General features: G+C 64.0%; 24 protein-coding genes. 11 read left to right on the forward strand and 13 right to left on the reverse strand.

The window, feature by feature from the left end; all coding sequences use genetic code 11:
• Positions 1-8 precede the first annotated feature (8 nt).
• Both N1058_RS02215 and N1058_RS02220 read right to left on the reverse strand, forming a co-directional pair.
• Complete coding sequence (locus tag N1058_RS02215; RefSeq protein WP_265515834.1) at positions 9-1,436, reverse strand: FAD-binding oxidoreductase; 1,428 nt, start codon at positions 1,434-1,436, stop codon at positions 9-11.
• On the reverse strand, positions 1,433-2,407 hold the full coding sequence (locus N1058_RS02220) for an L-threonylcarbamoyladenylate synthase (RefSeq protein ID WP_265515835.1): 975 nt from the start codon (positions 2,405-2,407) through the stop codon (positions 1,433-1,435). Before N1058_RS02220 ends, N1058_RS02215 begins: the two co-directional genes overlap by 4 nt.
• A 183-nt stretch (positions 2,408-2,590) precedes the next feature.
• Between N1058_RS02220 and N1058_RS02225 the strand changes: the two genes are divergently transcribed.
• From N1058_RS02225 to N1058_RS02240, 4 genes are all read left to right on the forward strand, one after another.
• Entirely contained in the window at positions 2,591-3,061 is a 471-nt protein-coding gene (locus N1058_RS02225) for a hypothetical protein (protein WP_265515836.1), read from the forward strand.
• Between the two features lie 62 nt (positions 3,062-3,123).
• Positions 3,124-3,537, forward strand: coding sequence for a hypothetical protein (locus N1058_RS02230; RefSeq protein WP_265515837.1), 414 nt, complete (start codon positions 3,124-3,126; stop codon positions 3,535-3,537).
• Positions 3,538-3,686: 149 nt separating this feature from the next.
• Entirely contained in the window at positions 3,687-4,841 is a 1,155-nt protein-coding gene (locus N1058_RS02235) for a PA0069 family radical SAM protein (protein WP_265515838.1), read from the forward strand.
• A gap of 136 nt (positions 4,842-4,977) precedes the next feature.
• The gene (locus N1058_RS02240) at positions 4,978-5,664 is read left to right on the forward strand and encodes a ribonuclease HII (protein WP_265515839.1); all 687 of its coding nucleotides are present in this window, start codon (positions 4,978-4,980) and stop codon (positions 5,662-5,664) included.
• 102 nt (positions 5,665-5,766) lie between these two features.
• Here N1058_RS02240 and N1058_RS02245 read toward each other — a convergent pair whose 3' ends face one another.
• The 7 genes from N1058_RS02245 to glyS all read right to left on the reverse strand — a co-directional run bounded on the left by N1058_RS02245 (position 5,767) and on the right by glyS (position 12,799).
• Positions 5,767-6,246: a F0F1 ATP synthase subunit B gene (locus tag N1058_RS02245; protein ID WP_265515840.1), complete on the reverse strand. Its 480-nt coding sequence runs from the start codon at positions 6,244-6,246 to the stop codon at positions 5,767-5,769.
• A 9-nt stretch (positions 6,247-6,255) separates the two neighbouring features.
• Positions 6,256-6,834 (reverse strand): F0F1 ATP synthase subunit B, encoded by a 579-nt coding sequence (locus tag N1058_RS02250; RefSeq protein WP_265515841.1) that lies wholly within the window; start codon positions 6,832-6,834, stop codon positions 6,256-6,258.
• 251 nt (positions 6,835-7,085) lie between these two features.
• A complete protein-coding gene (locus tag N1058_RS02255) occupies positions 7,086-7,310 on the reverse strand; it encodes a F0F1 ATP synthase subunit C (RefSeq protein ID WP_008595464.1) in 225 nt (74 codons plus the stop codon).
• Positions 7,311-7,394: 84 nt separating this feature from the next.
• Positions 7,395-8,144 carry a F0F1 ATP synthase subunit A gene (locus tag N1058_RS02260; protein ID WP_265515842.1) on the reverse strand — a complete coding sequence of 250 codons (750 nt, stop codon included), beginning with the start codon at positions 8,142-8,144 and terminating at the stop codon, positions 7,395-7,397.
• A 38-nt stretch (positions 8,145-8,182) separates the two neighbouring features.
• On the reverse strand, positions 8,183-8,539 hold the full coding sequence (locus N1058_RS02265) for an AtpZ/AtpI family protein (protein ID WP_265515843.1): 357 nt from the start codon (positions 8,537-8,539) through the stop codon (positions 8,183-8,185).
• 212 nt (positions 8,540-8,751) lie between these two features.
• Positions 8,752-9,906 carry a cell wall hydrolase gene (locus tag N1058_RS02270; RefSeq protein WP_265515844.1) on the reverse strand — a complete coding sequence of 385 codons (1,155 nt, stop codon included), beginning with the start codon at positions 9,904-9,906 and terminating at the stop codon, positions 8,752-8,754.
• A 499-nt stretch (positions 9,907-10,405) separates the two neighbouring features.
• Positions 10,406-12,799, reverse strand: a complete 2,394-nt coding sequence (gene glyS, locus N1058_RS02275) for a glycine--tRNA ligase subunit beta (RefSeq protein ID WP_265515845.1) — start codon at positions 12,797-12,799, stop codon at positions 10,406-10,408.
• Between the two features lie 224 nt (positions 12,800-13,023).
• Between glyS and N1058_RS02280 the strand changes: the two genes are divergently transcribed.
• A complete protein-coding gene (locus N1058_RS02280) occupies positions 13,024-13,230 on the forward strand; it encodes a hypothetical protein (RefSeq protein WP_265515846.1) in 207 nt (68 codons plus the stop codon).
• A 306-nt stretch (positions 13,231-13,536) separates the two neighbouring features.
• Here the strand turns inward: N1058_RS02280 and N1058_RS02285 are convergent, their stop codons facing one another.
• The 3 genes from N1058_RS02285 to N1058_RS02295 form a co-directional block, all read right to left on the reverse strand.
• Positions 13,537-14,475: a glycine--tRNA ligase subunit alpha gene (locus tag N1058_RS02285; RefSeq protein WP_265515919.1), complete on the reverse strand. Its 939-nt coding sequence runs from the start codon at positions 14,473-14,475 to the stop codon at positions 13,537-13,539.
• A gap of 118 nt (positions 14,476-14,593) precedes the next feature.
• Entirely contained in the window at positions 14,594-16,639 is a 2,046-nt protein-coding gene (locus N1058_RS02290) for a tetratricopeptide repeat protein (protein ID WP_265515847.1), read from the reverse strand.
• Between the two features lie 111 nt (positions 16,640-16,750).
• Positions 16,751-17,767 (reverse strand): polyprenyl synthetase family protein, encoded by a 1,017-nt coding sequence (locus N1058_RS02295; protein ID WP_265515848.1) that lies wholly within the window; start codon positions 17,765-17,767, stop codon positions 16,751-16,753.
• Between the two features lie 166 nt (positions 17,768-17,933).
• Here N1058_RS02295 and N1058_RS02300 point away from each other — a divergent pair, with 166 nt between their 5' ends.
• The 6 genes from N1058_RS02300 (at position 17,934) to moaB (ending at position 21,609) form a co-directional block, all read left to right on the forward strand.
• Positions 17,934-18,149 carry a putative signal transducing protein gene (locus tag N1058_RS02300; protein ID WP_265515849.1) on the forward strand — a complete coding sequence of 72 codons (216 nt, stop codon included), beginning with the start codon at positions 17,934-17,936 and terminating at the stop codon, positions 18,147-18,149.
• A 15-nt stretch (positions 18,150-18,164) separates the two neighbouring features.
• Positions 18,165-18,941, forward strand: a complete 777-nt coding sequence (locus tag N1058_RS02305) for a tRNA1(Val) (adenine(37)-N6)-methyltransferase (RefSeq protein ID WP_265515850.1) — start codon at positions 18,165-18,167, stop codon at positions 18,939-18,941.
• A gap of 135 nt (positions 18,942-19,076) precedes the next feature.
• Positions 19,077-19,901 (forward strand): S49 family peptidase, encoded by an 825-nt coding sequence (locus N1058_RS02310; RefSeq protein ID WP_420847930.1) that lies wholly within the window; start codon positions 19,077-19,079, stop codon positions 19,899-19,901.
• Positions 19,902-19,970: 69 nt separating this feature from the next.
• Positions 19,971-20,156: a hypothetical protein gene (locus tag N1058_RS02315; RefSeq protein ID WP_265515852.1), complete on the forward strand. Its 186-nt coding sequence runs from the start codon at positions 19,971-19,973 to the stop codon at positions 20,154-20,156.
• A gap of 39 nt (positions 20,157-20,195) precedes the next feature.
• The gene (locus tag N1058_RS02320; protein WP_265515853.1) at positions 20,196-21,074 is read left to right on the forward strand and encodes a 4-(cytidine 5'-diphospho)-2-C-methyl-D-erythritol kinase; all 879 of its coding nucleotides are present in this window, start codon (positions 20,196-20,198) and stop codon (positions 21,072-21,074) included.
• Positions 21,067-21,609 carry a molybdenum cofactor biosynthesis protein B gene (gene moaB / locus N1058_RS02325; protein ID WP_265515854.1) on the forward strand — a complete coding sequence of 181 codons (543 nt, stop codon included), beginning with the start codon at positions 21,067-21,069 and terminating at the stop codon, positions 21,607-21,609. Before N1058_RS02320 ends, moaB begins: the two co-directional genes overlap by 8 nt.
• 18 nt (positions 21,610-21,627) lie before the next feature.
• Here moaB and der read toward each other — a convergent pair whose 3' ends face one another.
• Positions 21,628-23,055: a ribosome biogenesis GTPase Der gene (gene der, locus N1058_RS02330; RefSeq protein WP_265515855.1), complete on the reverse strand. Its 1,428-nt coding sequence runs from the start codon at positions 23,053-23,055 to the stop codon at positions 21,628-21,630.
• Position 23,056 lies beyond the last annotated feature (1 nt).

Consider the following 23,056-nt stretch of genomic DNA (forward strand, 5'->3'; position numbering starts at 1 on the left):
ATCGCCTTTCAGATGACCTTGCCGGGATTCATGATGCCGGCGGGGTCGAACGCCTTTTTCACCCGCCGCATGAGATCGGTCGCGACGGGCGGCTGTGTTGCGATGAGTTCGTCGCGTTTCAACCGTCCTATGCCGTGCTCGGCCGAGAACGAGCCGCCGAGGTCGCGCACGATGGCATGCACGGCGTTGTTCATGGCGCGGTAGTGTTCCAGATAGGCGGCCTTGTCCATGCCGACGGGCTGAGAAACATTGTAGTGGAGATTGCCGTCGCCCATATGGCCGAAGCAGGCCGGACGGCAGCCCTTGACCACTTGCGCGGCGGCGGCATCGGCCCGGGCGATGAATTCGGGGATGGCGGCGACGGGGACGGCGATATCATGCTTGATCGAGCCGCCTTCCGGCTTCTGTGCTTCCGACATCGCCTCGCGCAGGTGACGCAACGCCTCCGCCTGCTGCTGGCTCTGGGCGATCACCGCGTCGGCGACCGTGCCCTCCTCGAAAGCGGCGGCCAGGATCTCTTCCATCAGCACATTTGCGTCGTCGGCGGAGCGGCCGGACGAGACCTCCAGCAGGACGTGCCAGGGATGGGCCGCCTCGAGCGGCGGCCTGACGCCGGGCACATGCGCCAGCACGAAGTCGAGCGGCGTTGCCGACATGAGCTCGAACGCCGTCAGCGCACCGCCGGCCATGCCTGCGGCCATACCAAGAAAATCGAGCGCGGCCTTGGGCGAGGCGACCCCGGCCCAGGCCAGTTCCCGGCCCTTCGGCTTGGGAAAGAGCTTCACCACGGCTGCCGTGATGATGCCCAGCGTGCCTTCAGCGCCTATGAAAAGGTCTTTGAGGTCGTAGCCGGTATTGTCCTTCTTCAGCTTGCGCAGATCGTCGAGCACTTCGCCCGTGGGCAGAACCACCTGGACGCCCAGGCAAAGGTCGCGCGCCACGCCATAGGCCAGGGCGCCGATGCCGCCGGCATTGGCCGAAAGGTTTCCGCCGATCTGGCAGGAGCCCTGGGAGGCAAGCGAGAGCGGGAACAGCCGGTCGTTGGCCGCCGCCGCTTCCTGCAGGGTCTGCAGGATGACGCCGGCCTCCACCGTCGCCGTATTCGTTTCCAGGTCGATCTCGCGTATCGTGTTGAGGCGGGACAGCGAAACGACGATCTCGCCGCCGCCCTGGTCCGGCATCTGACCGCCGACGAGGCCGGTATTGCCGCCCTGGGGTACAATGGGCGTGCCGGTTTGTGTCGCCAGGGCGAGGATGCGGCTCACCTCTTCGGTGGAACCCGGCTGCAGAACCAGAGCGGTACGCCCGGCAAACAGGCCGCGCGGCTCCACCAGATGGGGAGCGATGTCCTGCGGCAGCCGCAGAGCGTGTTTGTCGCCGACGATTTCGGCAAAGCGGTCGATCAGCCCGGCATCCAGTTCCATCGCTTCGTTCATGCTCCTGTCTCCCCGCTGTTTTCACGCGGAGCGGCGGCGCGCGCCAGGCGATCGTTGATGGCTTCGCCGAGACCCGCGACCGGAATGGGCTCGACCGCGATGGCCATTGCACCCACGGCGTCCAGCGCCAGGAGGTGGGCAAACAGATTGACCGCTGCCTCCTTCAGGTCGCTGCGCTGCGAAAGGTTAAGCACCTTGACGGCTGCATCGGCATTGCCGATGCGGCGCGGGCCGAAAGCGAGCAGGGCTTCGCCCGGACGCACCTTATCCGCGTTGAGCCGGACCGGCGCATCCGGCGCATAGTGGGAAGCCAGCATGCCGGGCGCCTGCACGTCGGTTGCGCCGCGCTCCAGCCTCACGCCGGCCACGGCCTCTATTTCCTCGGCCGGGATACCACCCGGGCGCAGCAGGAGAAGCCGGTCGCCCTCGACCTTGACGATGGTGGATTCCAACCCGACGCGCGTAGGGCCGCCATCGACGATCATTCCGATACGGTCCCCAAGGTCGGCGTTGACCGCGCCGGCGCTGGTGCCGCTTATACGGCCCGACGTATTGGCGCTGGGGGCGGCCAGCGGGCGGCCGAGACGGGCGATGACCATGGCGCCGAAGCCTAGCGGATTGCGCAACGCGACCGTGTCGAGGCCGGCAGTCACCAGCGGATGAATGCCTGAATTTTCGCGCATCGGGAGCACCAGCGTGAGCGGCCCTGGCCAGAATGCCCCCGCCAGTTTCGAAGCCAGCGGCGTAAAGACGGCGATGGAGCGAGCCATTGCCATGTCAGCCACATGGGCGATCAGCGGGTTGAAGCGCGGCCGCTCCTTGATCTCGAAAATGCGTGCCACCGCCGTGCCATCGGTGGCGTCGGCCGCCAGGCCATAGACCGTCTCGGTCGGGATGGCGACGGGTTCGCCCACTGCCAGGCGCCGGCACGCCTCTTCCAATGCATCCTCTTCGGCAACGATCCTGGCCAACTCTTTTCACTCCTGCAGCTATTGTGCTGCGTATCGCGCAAGGCCGACGATCACAAGGCCCGGCACACCGCCGGCGCTGCGTCACCGTTTTGTTAAGGCCTGCAATGTTACCGTCACGGCGAGTCCCGTCGACTGCCGCCGGGAACGTTCGCGCCATGCATGGAAGGGTCAAGGCAGAATCCGATGCGCATCTTGTGGTCGATCGCTTTACTCGTGCCTATGGCCTTGGGCTCCGCTCGCGCGTCGTCCTTTGTCGTGCTCGAAGCGCCGAAAACCACCGTCAGCCCGTCGATGATCGTGCTGGGAAGCGCCGAACCGGCGGTCGCGCATCATGACCAGGCCTCGCCGGAAAAGACTGTCGAAAAGGCGGCGGCCATCAGCCCCTCGATCATCGCCTATGGCGTGCCGGCGGAGGCCGTTGAAAGAACCGCAGACCAGAGGCAAAGCGCCAAGCTGCCGCGCGGCCGGCAGGCTCTGGTCATCCGCGGCGGGATCAGCGGGGCGCCCTATCTGCGGGCGCAGGCAGGCGCGCCGGCAACACCGCCGCCTGGCGCATCCGGCGGCAGACCCGCCGGCAGAGGCGGCGATATGCCGCCCCAGCCTTCACCACACATGCCCGCGACGCCTCCCACCAGCTTTGCCGAACCCGAATAGGCGTTGATTCGTCGTTCAAACGGGCGCACCTTCCGGCGAACGAACCTGTCTTGGGGGAAACCGTGCTGATACTCATGAAGATGCTGCACCTCTTCGGTCTCATGCTGGGGGCCGGCGGCGGTATGGGAAGTATGTTCCTGGCGATGCAGGCCAGACGGCTGGACGGGCCGCCGCCGCCAGCGCTCGTAGCGCTTCGCGGACGTTTCGGGATGGCCGGCTTCATCGGCATTCTGCTTCTTTGGGTCACCGGACTGTGGATGTGGCTTTCGGCCTATGGCGGTGCGCTTCTGGGTCCCATTTTCGTTCTCAAGCTGATGGTCGCCGCTTTCATCCTGGGCGTCGGCATCTTCGGCTTCGTCGCCATGCAGAGGGCGACGCCGGGCTCGCCGCCGCCCGCTCTGCTGCGCCGGCTCGGTCCGCTTTCGGGCGTCGCCGCCTATGTTGCCGTGGCGCTTGCCGTTCTGGCGTTCGGCTAGTTTCGCTCCAACAGATCTCGCCTCCACCCGTCGCGGTCGTTGTTCCGTGGTTGCCAGATTGTTCTTGATTTGTTCCAGTTCTGCGGATAGGAATAGATTCATGAAGCGAATCGCAAGCACGGCTGGCGCAGGCTGCGGAGGCAACCACGATGGAACAGATTACCCGAGCGGACATTGCAGCCTCCAAAGGCGGAGGCGTTTCGATGGCCAACGCGATAATCGAGGAAGCGGGCGTTCGTGTTGCCGATACCAGGCGCCGGGGACGCGCGGCGGGGGTCAACCCGACTGGACGTTTTGAGCCGCTGACCCGGCATGTCTTCGACGACGGGTGGGAGACGCTGGAGGACCTGCCGCCCTTCAAGACCGAAGTGCAGGTGGAAAAGCCCCGCACGATCATCACCAAGAATTCGTCGCCGGACATTTCCTTCGACCGGTCGATAAATCCGTACCGCGGCTGCGAGCATGGCTGCGTCTACTGCTTCGCGCGGCCGACCCACAGCTATATGGGGCTCTCGGCGGGCCTGGATTTCGAATCGCGGCTTTTCGCCAAGCCGGATGCGGCGCGGCTTCTGGAAAAAGAGCTCTCCAAGCCCGGCTATCAGCCGCGCACGATCGCCATCGGCACCAATACCGATCCCTATCAGCCGGTCGAGCGGAAGTGGCGGATCATGCGCGAAGTGCTCGAAGTGCTGGAGGCCCACAGGCATCCCGTCGGCATCGTCACCAAGTCGGCCCTTGTGACGCGCGACATCGACATATTGGGGCGGATGGCCGAGCAGGGCCTTGCCAAGGTCGCGCTGTCGGTGACCACGCTGGACCGGCAGCTTGCCAGGACGATGGAGCCAAGGGCGGCGACGCCGCCGCTACGGCTGGAGGCAATCCGCAAGCTGAGCGACGCCGGCATCCCCACTTCCGTCATGATCGGCCCGGTCATTCCCGGCATGACCGATAGCGAGATCGAACGTATCCTAGAATCGGCCCATGCGGCTGGGGCACGCGAGGCAGGCTACATCATCCTGCGCCTGCCGCTCGAGGTCAGCCCGATCTTCAAGGATTGGCTGCTGCGCCATTATCCCGACCGCTACCGGCATGTCATGTCGCTGATACGCTCCATGCGCGGCGGCAAGGATTATGATGCCGAATGGGGTAAGCGGATGAAGGGCACCGGTCCCTATGCCTGGCAGATCGGCCGCCGCTTCGAGATTGCCGCAAGGCGCATCGGTCTCAACCGTGAGAAGCTGAGCCTGCGGACCGACCTTTTCACGGCGCCCGCCGGCGCAGGGGAGCAGCTCGTGCTCCTGTGACGGGGCTCCCGAGGCCCCCGCAGAACTTCCGTCGCACGCCCTGCCCCGGGGCCGACGGCGCCTTCCCGGTTTTCGCCGCCCCTGCCACCGGGAAAGGCTTGCGGAGAATCGGATGCGATGCGAGCATTGCCGCACAATGGCTTCATCGCAATCCGATTCTCCGCTCCTCTTCGACCTGCCCGTGCGTCCCGACTTCACGCTCGAAGCGGGGATCATGCGCGACGGGCATGCGCCCGTCGCGGGTCTTGATGAGGTTGGCCGAGGCCCGCTGGCGGGGCCGGTGGTCGCGGCGGCTGTCATTCTCGATCCCGAGCGCATTCCAGATGGCCTCGACGATTCCAAGCGGCTGTCGACGGAAACAAGGGAAGCCCTGGCGCGGGCCATCTTCGAGGCGGCCATCGCCGTTTCCGTGGCCTCGGTCTCCGCTGCCTCCATCGACGCTTCGGATATTCGCAAGGCCAGCCTCGAAGCGATGCGCCGTGCACTACACGGTCTTTGCGTGACGCCCCGCTACGCATTCGCCGATGGGCGCGACATTCCACCGGGCCTGTGCTGCCCCTGCCGCGCAATCGTCAAGGGCGACCAGCGATCACAATCCGTTGCCGCAGCCTCGATCGTCGCCAAGATCACCCGTGACCGCATGATGGTCCGCACCGGCGGGGTGAGACCGCATTATGGGTTCGAAAGCCATGTCGGCTATGCCACCCAACGCCACCGAACCGCCATCGCCGAGCATGGCCCCTGGCTGCGCCTGCACCGAATGAGCTTTGCCCCACTGCGTGTACGAGATGAGGGAGCCTGCACGGCGGACGTTCCGGCGTAGTGGAAAGCCGACAAAATTCAGAAGCTACAAGAAAAACGCCGCCGGCAGTGCCGACGGCGTTTCCGATACTGATTTCCGGCCAAAACGGGTGCAGGCACCAACTCAGTTCAGCTTGGATTTGACCTCGGTCACAGAGGACTTGAACAGATCGCCGCCCGTCTTGGCGTCGACCTTGTCGGCCAGGATACGGCTGGCGGCGGCCACGGCCACATCGACCGCGAGCGCACGCACTTCGCTGACCGCGTCGCGCTCGGCCTGGGCGATTTTCTGCTCGGCCAGTTCCGTGCGGCGGGCAACATATTCCTCGGTCTTCTGCTTGGCCTCGGCCACGATCTGCTTGGACTCGCGCTTGGCGGCGGCGACGAGATCCTTCGCCTCCTGCTCTGCTTCCTGCCGCTTACGCTGATATTCGGCCAGGAGCTGCTGGGCGTCCTCGCGCAGCTTGCGCGCCTCCTCCAGCTCGTTCTTGATGCGATGGGCGCGGTCGTCCAGCGACTTGCCGATCATGCCCGGCACTTTGAGATAGGCCAGGATGGCCAGAAAGATGATGAGCGATATGAGTGCCCAGAATGTCGCGTCCATGGCTCTCTCCTACTGCCCGACAGCCTTGACGGCTGCCGTCAGGCTCTTCTTGTCGACGGTCCCGCCGATCAGCTCCTGCACAATGGTGCCGGCCGTTTCCTCGGCGATCGTTCCAACATCCTTCAGCGCGGCGCTCTTGATCTCTGTGATGCGGGCTTCCGCCTCGCCCAGCTTGGCGTCCAGGGACCGCTCGACCTCACGGCGCTCGGCCTCGGCTTCCGCCTTGGCGTTGTCGCGCGCTTCCTGAGCGATGGCGCCTGCCTTCTTGCGGGCATCGGCCAGTTCCTGCTCATAGGCGGCGACGGCCTCGTCGGCCTCTTCCTTCATGCGGGCCGCCTGATCGAGATCCTGCGCGATACGGTCGCGGCGCACCTCGAGAATGCTGCCGATGCGCGGCAGAGCGACCTTTTTCAGGAACAGGTAGAACAGCCCGAAAGTGATCGCCAGCCACAGAAGCTGGGACGGGTAGCTCTCCGTTTCAAACGGCGGAAACGCAGGCTCGCCGGCGCCATGATCCGCCACACCCGTCTCGGTGTGCGTCTCGGCGTCGGTTGCCGGCGTTTGGGCATATGCAGGCGCCACGAACATGGCTTTCCCCTTGGGCGTTGCCTGGCACATGAGCGCTGCCGCAATCATGTGCCTCGTTCACTATCTCTGTCTTGCGGCGGCTTCGGCCGGAACCGAACCCGCTCCTAGATCATTTCGCGGAAATGGTGAAATGATCCGACTGCTCGATTTTACGCAATTCCGGACGGAAAACCGGTTCCCACTTTTCGGAATTGCTCTAAAACCTTCCGGCCGCGCCTAGCGCGACCGGAACAAGCGGGAGAGCCCGCCGCTTAGGTGAAGAGGAGGAGCAGTGCGACGAGCAGCGAGAAGATGCCCAGCGCTTCGGTCACGGCGAAGCCAAAAATGAGACGGCCGAACTGGCCATCGGCAGCCGACGGGTTGCGCAGCGCGCCCGCCAGGTAGTTGCCGAAAATGTGACCGAGGCCGATGCCGGCGCCGCCCATGCCGAGGCAGGCGATGCCCGCACCGATTGCCTTTGCTGCTTCTACTTCCATCTTACAACTCCTTGTGGATCGTAGCTTTTCAGATTGCGTATTGCAGCGGGTTCAGCCCGCCGATTCCATTGGTGACCTATTCCACTAGTGACTGGGGTGCAGAGCGTCGTTGAGATACATGCAGGTGAGGACCGCAAAGACGTAGGCCTGCAGGAAGGCCACCAGAAATTCAAGACCGGTAAGCGCCACCGTCATAGCGAGCGGCAGCACGGCGCCGGCGACGCCGACCGCGCCGAAGGCGCTGAGCGAGGTAACGAAACCGGCGAAAACCTTGAGCGTGATGTGCCCGGCCAGCATGTTGGCGAACAGGCGCACGGACAGGCTGACGGGACGGGACAGGAAGGACACGACCTCGATCAGCACCACCAGCGGCACCAGGGCGGCGGGAACGCCCTCCGGCACGAACAGGTTGAGGAATTTAAGCCCGTGCTTCCAGAAGCCGTAGACGAGGACGGTGCCGATCACCAGTATCGCCAGCGCGAAGGTGACGATGATGTGGCTGGTGACGGTGAAGAAATACGGCACCATGCCGAAAAGATTGGCGACCAGCACGAACATGAAGAGCGAGAAGACGAGCGGGAAAAACCGCATGCCCTGCGAGCCGGCCGCATCGCGCAGCATCGAGGCGATGAACTCATAGGCCATCTCGGAGATGGACTGAAGGCGGCCCGGCACGAGGCCCCGGCTCGACGTGGTCAGGAAGAGAAAGGCGCCTGCGCCAAGCACCGTCGCCAGCATGAAAGCGGACGAGTTGGTAAAGGAGAAATCAAGTCCGCCGATCTCGATGGGGATCAGTTTCGAGATCTGGAACTGGTGGATCGGATCGGTTGCCACTGGGATCCCCTCGCTTTCAAATCGCGGCCCACTGCCGCCTACTTCGCCTCTCGGTCGGAACGGCCTTTATCTGGCGTCCGCGCCCCGAATTCGGCAACTTTCCCTGCAGAACGCAGGACATTAAGAACCCCTGCCCCGAAACCGAGGAGCAGGAAAATAATCAAACCCCACGGAGACGTGCCGGCCACCCTGTCGATGAACCAGCCTAACCCCGCACCGACCAGGATGCCCGCAATGAACTCGCTGGAAAGCTTGAGAGCATTCCCATACCCGCCCATGCTGCCGGTCCCGGCGGCCTTATCCCCCTCCGATCCGGCCGGCCTTCTGGCTGCCAGCGCGGTCTCGAGATCTCGCCGCCGTCTGTCCAGATCGTCCGGCTTTTCCCGATTGGCCACCGCAACCTCCGTCCGGTTATCGGCAAGCGGCTATCCGCTTCAAAGTCGCGCGCAACATAGTGACCGGCCCCGCGCCAGTCAAGCCGCGTAACGCCTCTGCCTACAGGGCATTTTTATATGGAAAAACAGCTATTTACCGCGGTGCGACAATGCGCCATCCAGGATCGGTTGCCGCAGCTGTGGAGAATCGGGGCCTGTGAGCCGGAATCCGCTCAGTTCCAGCCGCCGCCATAGGTGCGGTAAAAGATGTGTTGGCCGATCTTGTTCATGCGCTCCATGGCGGACGCCCAGCGCGGCCGCACATAGGTGGCGTGATAGTGGGTAGAGGAACCGACCTCCTCCAGCCATATCTTTCCGGCGGTGACGGCCATGGCCACTTCCTCGGCGGTTTTGTAATGGCCGGGGCTTTGCACGCGCTCGCGAATGCCGTCGCAGGCGAAGGAGAACTGGCAGCGGTTGCGCCATTCCTTGTTCTGGTAGACAACGCCGCAGATCGTATTGGGATAGGTGGGATTGCGCACCCGGTTGAGGATCACCTGCGCGACGGCAGCCTGCCCCTTCACCACTTCGCCGCGCGCTTCGAAATAGATGCCGGCCGCCAGGCATTGCTGCTCGCGATCCGAAAACACGGACGCCGGCAAAGGCCGGCGCGCCCACGGGTGATCGCTTTCGGCGACCGGCGGAATGAAGCGGCCGGCCTTTTCTTCCTTGAGAATGCTGGCGAAGGGCGACGCCTTGGCGTAGTCGGGCTCGGGCGGCGCGTAGGCTGTGGCGAGGATGTCGGCCTCGTCGTTGTTCACCAGTTCGGCGATCATGCTGGGCATGCCGGCGGTGGCGGGCCTGTCGTGCTTGATGTGAAATGCCTGGGCAATCTGCACTTCTCTGCCCTTGATGTCGGGCTTTGTGAAGGCCATCCGATTCTCCGGCCCCGCCTTGGGCGAAAGCAGCGCGCCCGTGCGCTCCAGCACGGAACCGGCGTTGAAGAATTTCGGCGGGGCGACCGGGGCGACATGGACGATGCGGCCCTGCTTTCCAGCGCGGTTGATGCGCTCTTCATCCGGCGTTTCGACCGCGCTGGCCTTGGTGCGCAGTGCCACCTCGCCGATGCCCGGCGCATTCATCCCCGCGCCGGAAAGCTGCTCGCTGCGTAGGGTCTCATCGGCGAAAGGCATTTCCGCCTGGTGCACGGAGCCGGCGACCGAACGCTCGACCACCGCCATCCAGCGGGCCTTGCCGTCCTGCCCCGAAATCATGCTCGCCATGTCCTGATAGGCGGCGGCGGTCGGAAAGCCGATCCAGATCGCCAGTCCCAGACAGATGGGAGAAAGAAGAGAGGTTTCGCGACCCGCCCGTTTCCGAGCCCGCATTACACCCGAACCAAACACCCGACCCTCACACAACGCATTACGCAAAAACCAACCGAATTTGACGGTAATCGATTAACCTTGATCAGCCGTTAACGCGGGAGCGATGGTGGGTGAAGGTGTCATTCTGGAGGCGCGGAGGGTGATATGAGGGGCGGTTTGGGTGATGGGGTGGGCGCCAAGCTCCGTTATCGGCTCTGACGATTCGTTGATGCGTCTTGGAGAATGCAAGATCCGCAGCAGTTCGTCATCCCGGCTGACCGCAGGGAGAGCCGGGACCCATTGAGAGGCGCGGCCGGGTTCAGGGGAAGGTGCGGGCGGTGCTGACATGCGCCAGGGCGAGAACCGGGCCGCGCTTTACGATGCGCGACCAATAGGTCCCGGCTCTCCCTGCGGTCGGCCGGGATGACGGAGTTGGACGCCAAACTTCGTCACTCCGAAAGCGCCAGCGCTATACGGGATTACGGGATTGGGTGTGCGTCGTCCCGGAAGCGTGGCGTTGTTATCCGGCGATTTTCGAGAAATCGGCGACCTGGCCGGTTGCCCGGCGGATGCGGGCGAGGAGTGCGAGGCGGTTGGCACGAATTGAATCATTCTCGTCGTTTACGAGCACATGCTCGAAGAATGAATCAACGGGCTCGCGCAGTGCGGCAAGCGCTTTCATTGCGGCGGAAAAGTCCTGATTTTGAATCGCTTCGGCGGCTTTCTTCTCGGCGGCGTCCACGGCGGTAAAGAGCGCCTTTTCGGAAGCCTCGGTCAGCAGCGCGGGGTCGACCGCGTCGGCGATGCGGGTGCCCTTCTTTTCCTCGGCGGCGAGAATGTTGGCGGCGCGCTTGGTGCCGGCAAGGAGGTTTTCGCCGTCGGGGGTGGCGAGGAGCTCCGACAGGGCTTCCACGCGGCGGACGATGAGGAGGAGGTCGTCATTGTTTGCGCTCGCGGCAGTCTGCTTCGCAGACGCCTCCGCGGGGGCGGGCGAAACGTCGCCCGGCGTCCGGTCGGACGCTTGGTACGCATCGCTGGCCAGCACCGCGTCAATGAGATCGTAGCGCGCGCCCTTGTCGCGGAGGTAGACCTTTAGGCGGTCGTGGAAGAAGGAGAGGAGGTCAGAAAGCGACTTATCATTCTGCTCCAACAGCGACTGCTCTGTAGCTGAATTATCAGCATCTACCATGCGGTAGGCTAACGTCTTCAGCTCCTCAACGCTAAGCAGTACACGAATGTCGGGCGCAAAAGCATTCTCTCCGACGTCCCTAAACTCACGGCCCTTTAAGAAGATGAGCAACGCCAAAGAGTCACGCTTGATGATGCTACTAGCTAATCCAAGCCGAACTCCATTCTCCACAACAATCCGGATTACCCCCAGCGCTGCCCGTCTCAGCGCATACGGATCCTTGCTGCCCGTCGGTTTCTCGTCGATGGCCCAGAAACCTACAAGCATGTCGAGTTTATCGACCAATGCTACGGCCACCGACACAGGATCGACCGGAACCACGTCCGTTGGCCCGAGCGGCTTGTAGTGCTCCTCGATGGCGGCGGCGACGGCGGGGTGTTCGCCTTGCAGGTCGGCATATTTGCGGCCGATGGCGCCCTGGAGTTCGGGGAATTCGCCGACGACTTCCGTCTGGAGATCCGCTTTCGCCAGGACGGCGGCGCGCTCGGCAAGGTCCGGGTCGGCGCCGAAGATCAGCGCCAACTCGCGCGCCAGCCCGCGGATGCGCTCCACGCGCTCGCCCTGCGTGCCGAGCTTGGCGTGGAAGGTGACGCCGAGGTGGTCGAGCCGCGCCATGCGCTGGTCCAGCGGCTTTTTGAGATCCAGGCCGAATTTTTCGGCCGATGCCGCGAGCTTGTCGAGGTCGGGCAGGTCGGCCTGGTCGGTCTTCCAGAAGTAGAGCGCGTCGGAAAGCCGGGCGCGCACGACCTTGCCGTTGCCGTGGGCGATTTCCTTGCCGCCGTCCTTCGCCTCGATATTGGCGGTGATGACGAAGCGGTTGGAGAGTTTGTCCGGTTCGCCCTGCGGGCGGCAGACGAAGCATTTCTGGTTGGCGCGGATGGTGAGCCGGATCACTTCCGGCGGGATTTCCAGATATTCCTCCTCGAAGGTGCCCATGAGGACAACCGGCCATTCGACGAGGCCGGAGACCTCTTCGAGCAGCCCCTCGTCCTCGACCAGTTCCAGCCCGTTGGCGAAGGCCAGGTTGCGGGCATCGTCCAGGATCATGCGCTTGCGGCGCTCGGCGTCGAGCACCACCTTGGCCGCGTCCAGCTTCTCGGCGTAATCCTCGAAGCGGCGCACCTTGATGGCCTCGGGCGCGTGGAAGCGGTGGCCGTAGGTGACGTTCGAGGAGCGGATGCCGTCGACCTCGAAATCGACCACCACCGGCTCCTCCGTCTCCGGCCCGAAGGTGCAGAGGATGGATTGCAGGGGACGCACCCAGCGCAGGCTGCCCGGCTTGCGCGAGGCCGCGCCCCAGCGCATGGATTTCGGCCATGGGAAATCGCGGATGATCGACGGCATGATCTCGGCGATGATCTCCTCCGCCGCCCTGCCCTTTTTCTCGATCACGGCGACGTAGAAATCACCCTTCTTCGGGTCGGTGCGGATTTCGGCCTCGTCCACCGAGGAAAGGCCGGCGCCGCGCAGAAAGCCTTCGACGGCCTTTTCCGGCGCATCGGTGCGCGGGCCCTTGCGCTCCTCGCGCACATCCTTGGAGCGGGCCGTCAGGCCGCGAAGATCGAGCGTCAGCCGGCGCGGCGTCCAGTATTCCTGCGCGCCTTCATAGGTGAGCCCGGCGTCCACCAGCGCATCGGTGACGAGCTTCTTCAGATCGCCCGCCGCCTTGCGCTGCATGCGGGCGGGAATCTCTTCGGAGCGAAGTTCGAGAAGAAGGTCGGGCATGGATCGTTCTCACATGGGGGTCCGGCGCGGGCAATAGCAACTCAGCCCATCGCTGTCACCCTTTCCCATAGCCGAGAGCTGCATTCTCCGCACCGCGATAATTTTGCCGCCTTTGTCGGCGTGCCTGGAATGCGGCCGTCCTTGAAGCGAAATCTCCAATGAACCGAAAGGCGCGCTGAAGCGACAAACGCTTCAGATAGGCAATTCTTGTCCGGAAAGCGGCTATGACAACGGTATCGACCCTTTTGCACATATGTGCGCTCAGCGCCTGCCTCGCCGTGCAGGCGATACCGGCGATCGGTGAAGAACAGGCCGGCATACGGCGGGCGTTGCAGACGATGGACCGGCCGGTTTCGGTGTTGGCGGCGCAACTGCCGGCAATGCCCATGGAGCGTCGCTCGGTGCGGTGGTCGCTCATCGGTCCATGGTAGCGTTCCACGTTTCCGGAATGGTCGAATTGGCGCCACCCTCGTCATCCCGGCCGACCGGAGGGAGAGCCGGGACCTATTGAGTTTGCGGGGCCGGGTTCAGGAAAGGGCGCGGGTGGTGCTGAGGTGCGCCGGGGCGAGGACCGGGCCGGGCTCTGCGATGTTCTTCCAATGGGTCCCGGATAGCCCTGACGGGCTTCCGGGATGACGAACGCTGAACACCTCGCGCTCCCCAAAACGCATCCGCAACTTCCTCGGAGTCCATGACGACCTTGGCATGCTCCGCGCGCGGGAAAGCCGTGTGGGCGCTCAGGCCGCTTCGAAGGTGGCGCCGCCGGCTTCCGTCAACAAGAACGCCTCGCCGCAGGCCTTGGCCAGGTCCCGCACCTTGAGGATGTAGCTCTGGCGCTCGGTGACGGAAATGACGCCGCGGGCGTCCAGGAGGTTGAAGACGTGGCTGGCCTTGATGCACTGGTCGTAGGCGGGCAGCACGCATTTGTGCAGGCGACCTGCCTCGTCGGGGGCACCGGCGTTCAGGAGCGCGCGGCACTCGGCTTCGGCATCCTTGAAGTGCTGGAACAGGATGTCGGTGTCGGCATATTCGAAATTGAAGCGCGAATATTCCTGCTCGGCCTGCAGGAACACGTCGCCATAGGTAACCTTGGCGTCGCCTTCCAGACCGTTGAAGTTCAGGTCGTAGACATTGTCGACGCCCTGCACATACATGGCCAGCCGCTCCAGCCCATAGGTGAGTTCGCCGGAGACAGGGGCGCATTCGATGCCGCAGACCTGCTGGAAATAGGTGAACTGCGAGACCTCCATGCCGTCGCACCAGCACTCCCAACCGAGCCCCCAGGCGCCGAGCGTGGGGCTTTCCCAATCGTCCTCGACAAAGCGCACGTCGTGGGTCGCCATATCGAGGCCGATGGCCTGCAGCGACCCCAGATAGAGCTCCTGCAGGTTCGACGGGTTGGGCTTGAGGATCACCTGATACTGGTAATAGTGCTGCAGGCGGTTGGGGTTTTCGCCGTAGCGGCCGTCCTTGGGGCGGCGGGAGGGCTGGACATAGGCTGCGTTCCACGGTTTCGGGCCCAGCGACCGCAGGGTGGTGGCGGGATGGAAGGTTCCCGCGCCCACTTCCATGTCGTAAGGCTGCAGGATCACGCAGCCCTTTTCCGCCCAGTAGTTGTGCAGCGCCAGGATCAGCCCCTGAAAGGAGCGGGTCGGGTGCGTGTTGGGCAGTGTCATGGCGTTCACGTCACGTCTCCGGCGGCCGATGCGGTGGGTGGCAACGTCCTATTCGCCGCCCGGTCGGGCGTCAAGGATGCGCGGAGAGGCGGATGCCTTTCTCTACCCGTCCCTGGCTCTACTCGCCGTCAGCGGGCAGCTTGATCTCCTGGCCGACCTCGATGCGGTCGGGATTGCCGCCCAGCACGGGGTTGAGCTTCAGGATTTCGCGGAAACGCTCGCCGTCACCAAGCTCTTCGGCGGCAATAGACCAGAGGGTCTGGCCGGGCTTGACAGTGTAGAGCGCGGGTTCGGCCGATGCTTCGGGCTTCTCGGCTTCGGCGGGCGCTTTCAGCTTCTCGGCTTCGACCGGTCCGTCGGTCGCGACGTTGCGGGCGGTTCCAGCGGCGTCGGCGAACTTTTTCGCGGGAAGTTCCGGCAGGCCCTCTTCCAGCTTGCGCCGCACCTCGGCCTTCACATCGTCCTCGGCCTCCATGTCGAGGACGTGCGACCACTGATAACGCGCCTCGAGCTTGCGGTCGACGCGCCAATAGGCATCGCCCAGATGGTCGTTGAGGATGGCGTCATCGGGGCGCAGCGAGACGGCGCGCTCCAGTTCCTCCACCGCTTCCTCATAGCGCCCCAGCCGGTAATAGGCCCAGCCGAGCGAATCGACCACGTAACCGTCGCTCGGCCGCAACTGGACTGCACGGCGGATGAGATCCAGCCCTTCCTCCAGGTTGATGTTCATGTCGACCCAGGAATAGCCGAGATAGTTCAGCACCTGCGGGTGATCGGGCGAGAGCTCGAGCGCCTTCTTGAAATTGGGCTCCGCCTTCTCCCATTCCTTCAGCCGTTCATAGGCGATGCCGCGCTGGTAGAAGATGTTCCAATGATGCGGCTCCGGCTGGCCGATCTGCTCCACCGCCCGGTCGTAGAGCGCCGCGGCGGAGGCATAGTCCTTCTGGCTGGCATAGACGCTGCCAAGCGCAAGATAGGCGCGCATGTCGGAAGGATCGGCTTCCAGGACCTCGCTCAAGTGGCTGATCGCCTCTTCCTGGCGGTCCATGTCGGCGAGGTTGAGGCCGATCTGGAAGGATGCAAAGCGGGCCCAGGACGAACCGCCGTCGATCTGCTCGTAGAAGGAGATCGCCTTGTCCGACTCCTCCAGCCGCTCCGCCACATGGGCAAGCTGGACGAGGATGGCATCACCCTGCGGCCGCATCGCGAGCGCGAGCTGGAGGTAAAGCCGGACGATGGCATCGCCGCCGGCATTCGTCAGTTCTGTGGCCAGATTGAGCAGGATTTCGGCTGCGCCATCGCTTGGCGAGCGAATCAGCGGCTCCAGCGTCTCGCCCGCCGTGATCTTTTCACGCAGGACCGTGATCATGGCGATGCCGCCGCCGCCGGCCTCCGCCTTGTCCAGGACCTCGAGCGCCTTGTCGTTTTCGCCGCGCGCCGACAAATAGGAGGCATAGACCTCAGCGATGCGGCCCATCGTATAGGGAGCAACGGACCGCGGGGCGATCTCGTTCAGCACCTTGTCGAAAGCCGCGACGGCCTCGTCGTGGCGCTGCCCCTGCGCCAGCATCAAGGCCCGCTGATAGGTGGTGAACAGCGGATACCAGTCGGGACCGTCCATGCCGTCGAGATTGGCGAGCGCGGCGTCCAGGTCGCCCTGGCCGATCTCGGCCCAGCACGTCATGATGCCGGTGATGAGCGCGTCGATATCACTCTCCAGAACCAGTTCCAGCCAGTTTTCCGCCGCCTTGTAATCGGCATTGCGAAAGGCATCCACGGCCAGGACCAAGCGCGAGAAGCGCTCTACCTCGGGGACGCTTTTCAGCTTTTCGGCATAGGGGATGGCTTCGTCGATGCGCCCTTCGGCCAGCAGCGCCTGCAACAGGCTGCTTTGCAACGGCACATTGTCCGGATCGAAGGCGATGGCGCGCTTGTAATACGAGATGGCGCTGCCGAAATCATTGTCGGCCTCGGCCGCGCGGCCGGCCAGAAATGCGCCGGAGAAGGAATATGTGGGAACGGCCTCGGAGCCGCCGCTCTCTTTCGCCTGAACATTGCCCGAGGTCAGGGCCAAGAGCACCGCCAGGGCGGCGGTGGTCGTAAGAGTAGCCTTGAATTGCCGCATCATCTTCCTTCCGTCGGCGGCCAGCCTCCCGGCCGCCATTGCCAAACCATCCAGCCCAGACCCGTGTGGCCCAAACCCGTTCGGACATATCGCCAGAGAATGGCCTTTTTGCGGAAAGGCTTCAATGCGTATGGTCGATTTCCAGAAGGTTCACGTCACGCGGCTGATGCAAAAATCGATGACGTCGAAAAGCGCCGCCTTCTGCGGCGTGTTCTTCAAGGGTGCCAGGGCGTCGCGGGCGATCTCGCCGAAATGGCGGGCGCGGCTGATCGTATCGCCGATGGCGCCGTGCTTGTTCATCAGCCCCAGCGCCTTTTGCAGCGCCGCGTCATCGCATTCGTTCTCCTCGATCGATCGCTTCCAGAACGCCCGCTCGTCGTCCGAACCGCGGCGGTAAGCCAGGATGACGGGAAGCGTGACCTTTCCCTCGCGGAAATCGTCGCCGACATTCTTGCCGAGATCGCTGCTCTTGCCGCCATAATCCAGCGCATCGTCCACCAGTTGGAAGGCGAGACCAAGATTGGTGCCGAAGGAGCGCAGCGCCGATCGGTCGTTGCGGCTGGCCTCAGCGATAACCGGCCCAACCTCGGCTGCAGCGGAAAACAGCGCGGCCGTCTTGGCCTTGATGACCGCCAGATATTCATCCTCGGTGGTTTCGAGGTTCTTCGCCACACCGAGCTGCATCACCTCGCCCTCGGCGATCACCGAGGCGGCGGCGGAAAGGATATCGAGCGCTTCAAGCGAGCCGACATCGACCATCACGCGGAACGCCTGGCCGAGCAGGTAGTCGCCCACCAGCACGCTGGCCTGGTTGCCCCAGATCATGCGCGCCGTCTTGCGGCCCCGCCGCAGGTCGCTCTCGTCCACAACGTCGTCGTGCAAGAGGGTGGCCGTGTGCATGAATTCTACCGCCATGGCGAGCTTCACATGGCCTTCGCCTTCATAGCCGAACATCTGGGCGGCCGCGAGGGTCACCATGGGCCGCAGGCGCTTGCCGCCGGAGGAGATGAGGTGCTGGGCAAGTTCGGGGATCAGTTCGACATCGGAACCGGCCTTGGCCAGGATCAGTTCGTTGACGCGCGCCATGTCGTCGCGCGTGAGAGCAACGAGCGGCTCGATGGATCCGGCGCCGTGTTTACCGCCTTCGAGATTTACTACGACGCCCACCATCGTCTCCTCTTTATCCTCGTCCCGAGCCTTCGGAACCTTATGGCCGCGCAGACAGGTCCTGCAAGCGGCGAATTGGCGCGGATGGGCGATAGGACAACCAGCAAAGATTTACAAGGCGCGCGCAAGCTGCCAACGTCTGCCACCAGCAATCAGGTGGATGTCGATGCAAGAAATCCTGCGCACCAATGATCCCGTTACGATCTCCTTCGTCGAGAGCCTGCTGCGCGATGCGGGCATCGGCTTTCTCGTCGCCGACCAGAACATGAGCATTATGGAAGGGTCGATTGGCGTGCTGCCCCGCCGGGTGCTGGTGGAGGACGGCGCGCTCGAAGACGCCCGCCGATTGCTGACGGACGCCGGGGTGAGCATCGGCCGGTAGGGCCTGTGGGCAGTTATGGAAAGCGAAACGAATACGGCGACACTCGACGCGTTCCACCGTGGGCGCTTCCACCTCGTCCAGCCGGCGGCCAGAGGCCACCGCTCGGGCATCGACGCCATGCTGCTTGCCGGGGCGGTTCCGGACGGCTTTTCAGGCGATCTGGCGGATCTCGGCGCGGGCGCCGGTGCGGCAGGTTTCGCCGTCGCCTCGCGCTGCCCCGCCGCGCGGGTGACGCTTGTCGAGCGCGCGGCCGAAATGGCCGATTATGCGCGGCGGAGCGCGGCACTGCGTGAGAACAATGCGTTCGCCGGCAGGACAAGCGTGATCGAGGCCGATGTGGCGCTGGCGGGCAAGGCACGCGTCGCGGCGGGACTTGCCGACCGCTCTTACGATTTCATCATCATGAACCCGCCCTTCAACGACGCGCGCGACCGGGCCACGCCGCATGCGCTGAAGCGGGAAGCCCATGTCATGGAAGACGGGATGTTCGAACGGTGGATCAAAACCGCCGCCGCCATCGCGCGGCCATCGGCCGGTCTTGCCATCATCGCGCGTGCCGGCTCGACGGAGGAAATACTGGGAGCGCTTGGCGGGCGGTTCGGCGGCATCGAGATGCTTCCCATCCATCCGCACGAGGACGAGGCGGCAATCCGCATCGTCGTTCGCGCCATCAAGGGGTCGCGTGGCGGGCTCCGTATCCTGCCGGGACTCATCCTGCATAGGGGCACGCCGGGCTATTGCGCGCATGCAGAAGCGGTCATCAACGGGCAAGCGGCGCTGTTTGGAGACTGAAGTTAGTCCGGCGGCGGCGCACATACCATTGCGCCCCGCGCCGAAATGCCTACATGCAACACCGACGAGTCCAGCCCGGCCATTTCTGGAGAAGCCCAATTGAGCAGCGCACTTTCCCGCTTTCTGCCGAAATCGATGCGTTCCGATAGCACGATCATTCCCGTGGTCCGCCTGCAGGGGACGATCATGTCGGGAGGCAGTCCACTTCGGCAGAGCCTCTCGCTGGCTTCGACCGCCAGTCTCTTCGAGAAGGCATTCTCCTACAAGAAGTCGCCGGCGGTTGCGATTTCGATCAATTCGCCGGGCGGCTCGCCGGTGCAGTCGCGGCTCATCTACAAGCGTATCCGCGACCTTGCGGAGGAAAAGAAGAAGCGGGTCATCGTCTTCGTCGAGGACGTGGCCGCCTCGGGCGGATATCTCATAGCGTTGGCGGGCGACGAGATCATTGCCGATCCTTCCTCCATCGTGGGCTCGATCGGCGTCGTTTCGGCTGGTTTCGGCTTCCAGGAGATGATCAAGAAGATCGGCGTCGAGCGGCGCATCCATACGGCGGGTCAGAACAAGGCTATCCTCGACCCCTTCCAGCCGGAGAAAAAGGAAGACATCGAGCGCCTCAAGGCGTTGCAGCTCGAGATACACGAGACCTTCATCAATCTGGTGAAAGAACGGCGCGGCGCCAAGCTGGCCGATAACGAAGAGCTGTTCACCGGCGCATTCTGGGCCGGCGAACGCGGGCGCGCGCTGGGGCTGGTGGACGGGATCGGCGACATGCGCTCCTTCATGAAGCAGCGCTACGGCGAGAAGACGATGCTGAAGCTCATCAGCCAGCCACGCAGCCTGTTCGGCCGCAGGATGACGCTTTTCGGCGCCGACCAGGCTGGCGAGATGGCAGCCTCGGCGGCGGCGGGGCTGTTGAGCGCGGCGGAGGAACAAGCACTCTGGCGGCGATTCGGGCTGTAGCGATTCCCGCTTTTGCCGTTACGGCCTCGAAGGCCTATTATGGCAAATGCGTTACGAGGGAGGTGACCAATGCCGCAATTGATCTTCTTTGCCGCGGTCGGCGTGGCGGCCTATGTCGGCTATAGGGCGCTGTTGCGCGAGGCCGAGCGCGTGACGCAGCGGGCACGCCGGGTCCGTCGGGAGGCGGAGGCGGGCAGTATGGGCACCCTCGTCAAGGATCCCGAAACCGGCGAATACCGCCTCGCCAAGGATTGAGACGGCCGCCATTCCGCAATCTTAGTCTGCGAGAGCAAGATGCAGTGCCATGCACCGGCAAAGATTAATCTGGCGCTCCACGTCACGGGCCGGCGCCCGGACGGCTATCATCTCCTTGAAAGCCTTGTCGTCTTTACCGAATTTGGCGATCTGCTCGAAGCCGAGGACGCGCGGCAGGACAGCCTGTCGATTACCGGCCCGCAGGCCGCCCGTGTGCCCATCAGCGGCGAAAATCTAGTTGTAAAGGCCCGCGATATGATGCGCGAGCGCTTTGGTGCGGTGACCGGCACGCCTGTAGCACTCCATCTGGACAAGCAATTGCCGGTGGCGGCGGGTATCGGCGGTGGGTCGGCCAATGCAGCGGCCGCGCTGGATCTGCTCTGCCGGTTCTGGAAGATCGACCCCGACCGGCAGGAACTCAATGAGATCGCGCTGGCGCTCGGCGCCGACGTGCCCATGTGCCTTGCTGGCCAACCACTCCTGGCGCGGGGTATCGGAGAGGTGCTGGAACCCGTTCAGACGCTGCCGCGACTGGCAATGCTGCTCGTCAATCCCAACCTCCCCTTGCCGACGCCGCAGGTGTTCTCGGCGCTCGGCAGGCGCGACAACGAGCCATTGCCGGAACTCGACTTCCAGAATGCGCCTGGCGGTCTTGCCCGTTGGCTGAGAGCTTCCCGCAACGATCTCGAACGCCCTGCCCGCGAATTGCTGCCCCAGATCAACGATGTGCTCGACGCGATAGAGAAGCATGGTGCGCATCTCGCGCGGATGTCGGGATCGGGCGCAACCTGTTTCGGCCTGTTCGACCACATCGAGGCCGCCCGGCAAGCAGGCGAGGCGATTGTAGCCCGGCATCCTGAATGGTTCGTGCGGGCCACAGTGACACTGGCATCAAAGGAGGCGATGGCCGATGCCTGAGACCAAACGCGACTTCATTCCGGTGCGGTTCTCCGTGCTCACGGTTTCAGACAGCCGGTCGATGGAGGACGATAAATCCGGGGCGACCCTGGTCGAGCGGATCGAGCAGGCGGGCCATGTACTGACCGACCGCAAGATCGTTCCCGACGACATCCACCGCATCCGCCGGACCGTCGCATCCATGTGCGCGGACGCGAATGTGGACGCCGTCATCGTAACCGGCGGAACCGGCTTCACGGGCCGCGATGTGACGCCTGAGGCGCTTGAACCATTGTTCGAAAAGCGGATGGACGGGTTTTCGCATGTCTTCCACCGCATTTCCTACGAGAAGATCGGCACGTCCACCATACAGTCGCGGGCGACGGCCGGGCTGATAGAGCACAAATATGTCTTCGCGCTACCGGGTTCGCCCGGCGCGTGCCGCGACGCCTGGGACCATATATTGAAGGACCAGTTCGACTACCGGCATAAGCCGTGCAACTTTGTCGAGATCATGCCGCGGCTGGACGAGCATTTGCAGCGCAAGAAGGGGTAGGGTGCGTTATCCCAAACGCTACTTCTTTTTCTTGGCCCGTCCCGCATAGGGGTTCTCGGAGGCGCGCAGGGCGAGGCGGATAGGTACGCCGGCGATGTCGAAGGTTTCGCGCAGCCCGTTGATCAGATAGCGTATATAGGATTGCGGCATGGCTTCCGGGCGTGAACAGGACACGACGAAGCCGGGTGGGCGCGTCTTTATCTGGGAGACATATTTGACCTTGAGCCGGCGTCCGGCGACGGCCGGCGGCGGGTGTTGGGCCGAGGCCCGTTCCAGCCAGCGGTTGAGGGGGCCGGTCGAGATGCGGCGGTTCCATATCTCGTGGGTTTCGAGGGCCGCGTCCAGCATGCGGTCGAGTCCCTTGCCCGTCTCCGCCGAAACCGGCATGGCCTTCAGGCCGCGAACCTGGGGCAGGAGGCGATCGGTCTTCTCACGCAGTTCGGCCAGCGTTTCCTGCCGGTTTTCGATCAGATCCCATTTGTTGAAGGCGATGATCGGCGCGCGGCCTTCCCGGATGATCAGGTCGGCGATCTGCAGGTCCTGTTTTTCGAAAGGCATGGTCGCATCGAAGACGACGATGACCACCTCGGCGAAACGGATCGCGCGCAGCGTGTCGGCGACCGAGAGCTTTTCCAGCTTTTCCTGGACTTTCGCCTTACGGCGCATGCCTGCAGTGTCGAACAGCTTTATCTTGCGGCCGCGCCATGACCAGTCGACCGAGATGGAATCGCGGGTGATGCCGGCTTCGGGCCCGGTCAACATGCGCTCCTCGCCGAGCAGAGTGTTGATCAGGGTCGACTTGCCGGCGTTCGGCCTGCCGACCACGGCCACGCGAATGGGCTTGGTGCGGTCGTAGCCGATGTCTTCGGCGTCCGGGTCGATGTCATCGCCGGGCATCGCCTCTTCGGGCTGGAACTCGATTTCAGCGACTTCTTCCTCGACCGCTCCTTGCCCTTCCATGACTGCGGCAATGGCGTCACGCAAATCGGGCATGCCGATGCCATGCTCGGCCGAAATGCCGATGGGCTCTCCTATCCCAAGGTTCCAGGCTTCCAGAACGCCGTTTGCGGCGCTGCGCACATCGGTCTTGTTGGCGACCAGCACGACCGGCTTAGAGGTGCGGCGCACCACTTCGGCAAAGCGGTGATCGTCGGCCATCAACCCGGCGCGCCCGTCGATCATGAAGAGAACCAGGTCGGCCTCGGCAATCGCGCTTTCGGTCTGCGCGCGCATGCGGCCTTCCAGCGTGGCGGCGGCGGCATCCTCGAAACCGGCGGTGTCGATGACGTCGAATTTCAGATCCTGCAGCCGGCCGGCATGCACCCGGCGATCGCGGGTAACGCCGGGCGTATCGTCGACCAGCGCGATGCGACGGCCGACCAGCCGGTTGAACAAAGTCGACTTGCCGACATTCGGCCGTCCGACGATAGCGATCTTGAACGCCATG

This window comes from Nitratireductor luteus (genome assembly GCF_026162365.1).
In the GTDB taxonomy this organism is placed as follows: Bacteria; Pseudomonadota; Alphaproteobacteria; order Rhizobiales; family Rhizobiaceae; genus Chelativorans; species Chelativorans luteus.

Coding starts and splice junctions, on each gene's coding strand:
- N1058_RS02215 (WP_265515834.1), bottom strand. CDS start 1,436: ATGAACGAAGCGATGGAACTGGATGCCGGGCTGATCGACCGCTTTGCC.
- N1058_RS02225 (WP_265515836.1), top strand. CDS start 2,591: ATGCGCATCTTGTGGTCGATCGCTTTACTCGTGCCTATGGCCTTGGGC.
- N1058_RS02235 (WP_265515838.1), top strand. CDS start 3,687: ATGGAACAGATTACCCGAGCGGACATTGCAGCCTCCAAAGGCGGAGGC.
- N1058_RS02240 (WP_265515839.1), top strand. CDS start 4,978: ATGGCTTCATCGCAATCCGATTCTCCGCTCCTCTTCGACCTGCCCGTG.
- N1058_RS02245 (WP_265515840.1), bottom strand. CDS start 6,246: ATGGACGCGACATTCTGGGCACTCATATCGCTCATCATCTTTCTGGCC.
- N1058_RS02250 (WP_265515841.1), bottom strand. CDS start 6,834: ATGTTCGTGGCGCCTGCATATGCCCAAACGCCGGCAACCGACGCCGAG.
- N1058_RS02255 (WP_008595464.1), bottom strand. CDS start 7,310: ATGGAAGTAGAAGCAGCAAAGGCAATCGGTGCGGGCATCGCCTGCCTC.
- N1058_RS02270 (WP_265515844.1), bottom strand. CDS start 9,906: ATGCGGGCTCGGAAACGGGCGGGTCGCGAAACCTCTCTTCTTTCTCCC.
- glyS (WP_265515845.1), bottom strand. CDS start 12,799: ATGCCCGACCTTCTTCTCGAACTTCGCTCCGAAGAGATTCCCGCCCGC.
- N1058_RS02280 (WP_265515846.1), top strand. CDS start 13,024: ATGACAACGGTATCGACCCTTTTGCACATATGTGCGCTCAGCGCCTGC.
- N1058_RS02285 (WP_265515919.1), bottom strand. CDS start 14,475: ATGACACTGCCCAACACGCACCCGACCCGCTCCTTTCAGGGGCTGATC.
- N1058_RS02290 (WP_265515847.1), bottom strand. CDS start 16,639: ATGGCGGCCGGGAGGCTGGCCGCCGACGGAAGGAAGATGATGCGGCAA.
- N1058_RS02300 (WP_265515849.1), top strand. CDS start 17,934: ATGCAAGAAATCCTGCGCACCAATGATCCCGTTACGATCTCCTTCGTC.
- N1058_RS02305 (WP_265515850.1), top strand. CDS start 18,165: ATGGAAAGCGAAACGAATACGGCGACACTCGACGCGTTCCACCGTGGG.
- N1058_RS02310 (WP_420847930.1), top strand. CDS start 19,077: ATGCGTTCCGATAGCACGATCATTCCCGTGGTCCGCCTGCAGGGGACG.
- N1058_RS02315 (WP_265515852.1), top strand. CDS start 19,971: ATGCCGCAATTGATCTTCTTTGCCGCGGTCGGCGTGGCGGCCTATGTC.
- N1058_RS02320 (WP_265515853.1), top strand. CDS start 20,196: ATGCAGTGCCATGCACCGGCAAAGATTAATCTGGCGCTCCACGTCACG.
- moaB (WP_265515854.1), top strand. CDS start 21,067: ATGCCTGAGACCAAACGCGACTTCATTCCGGTGCGGTTCTCCGTGCTC.
- der (WP_265515855.1), bottom strand. CDS start 23,055: ATGGCGTTCAAGATCGCTATCGTCGGACGGCCGAATGTCGGCAAGTCG.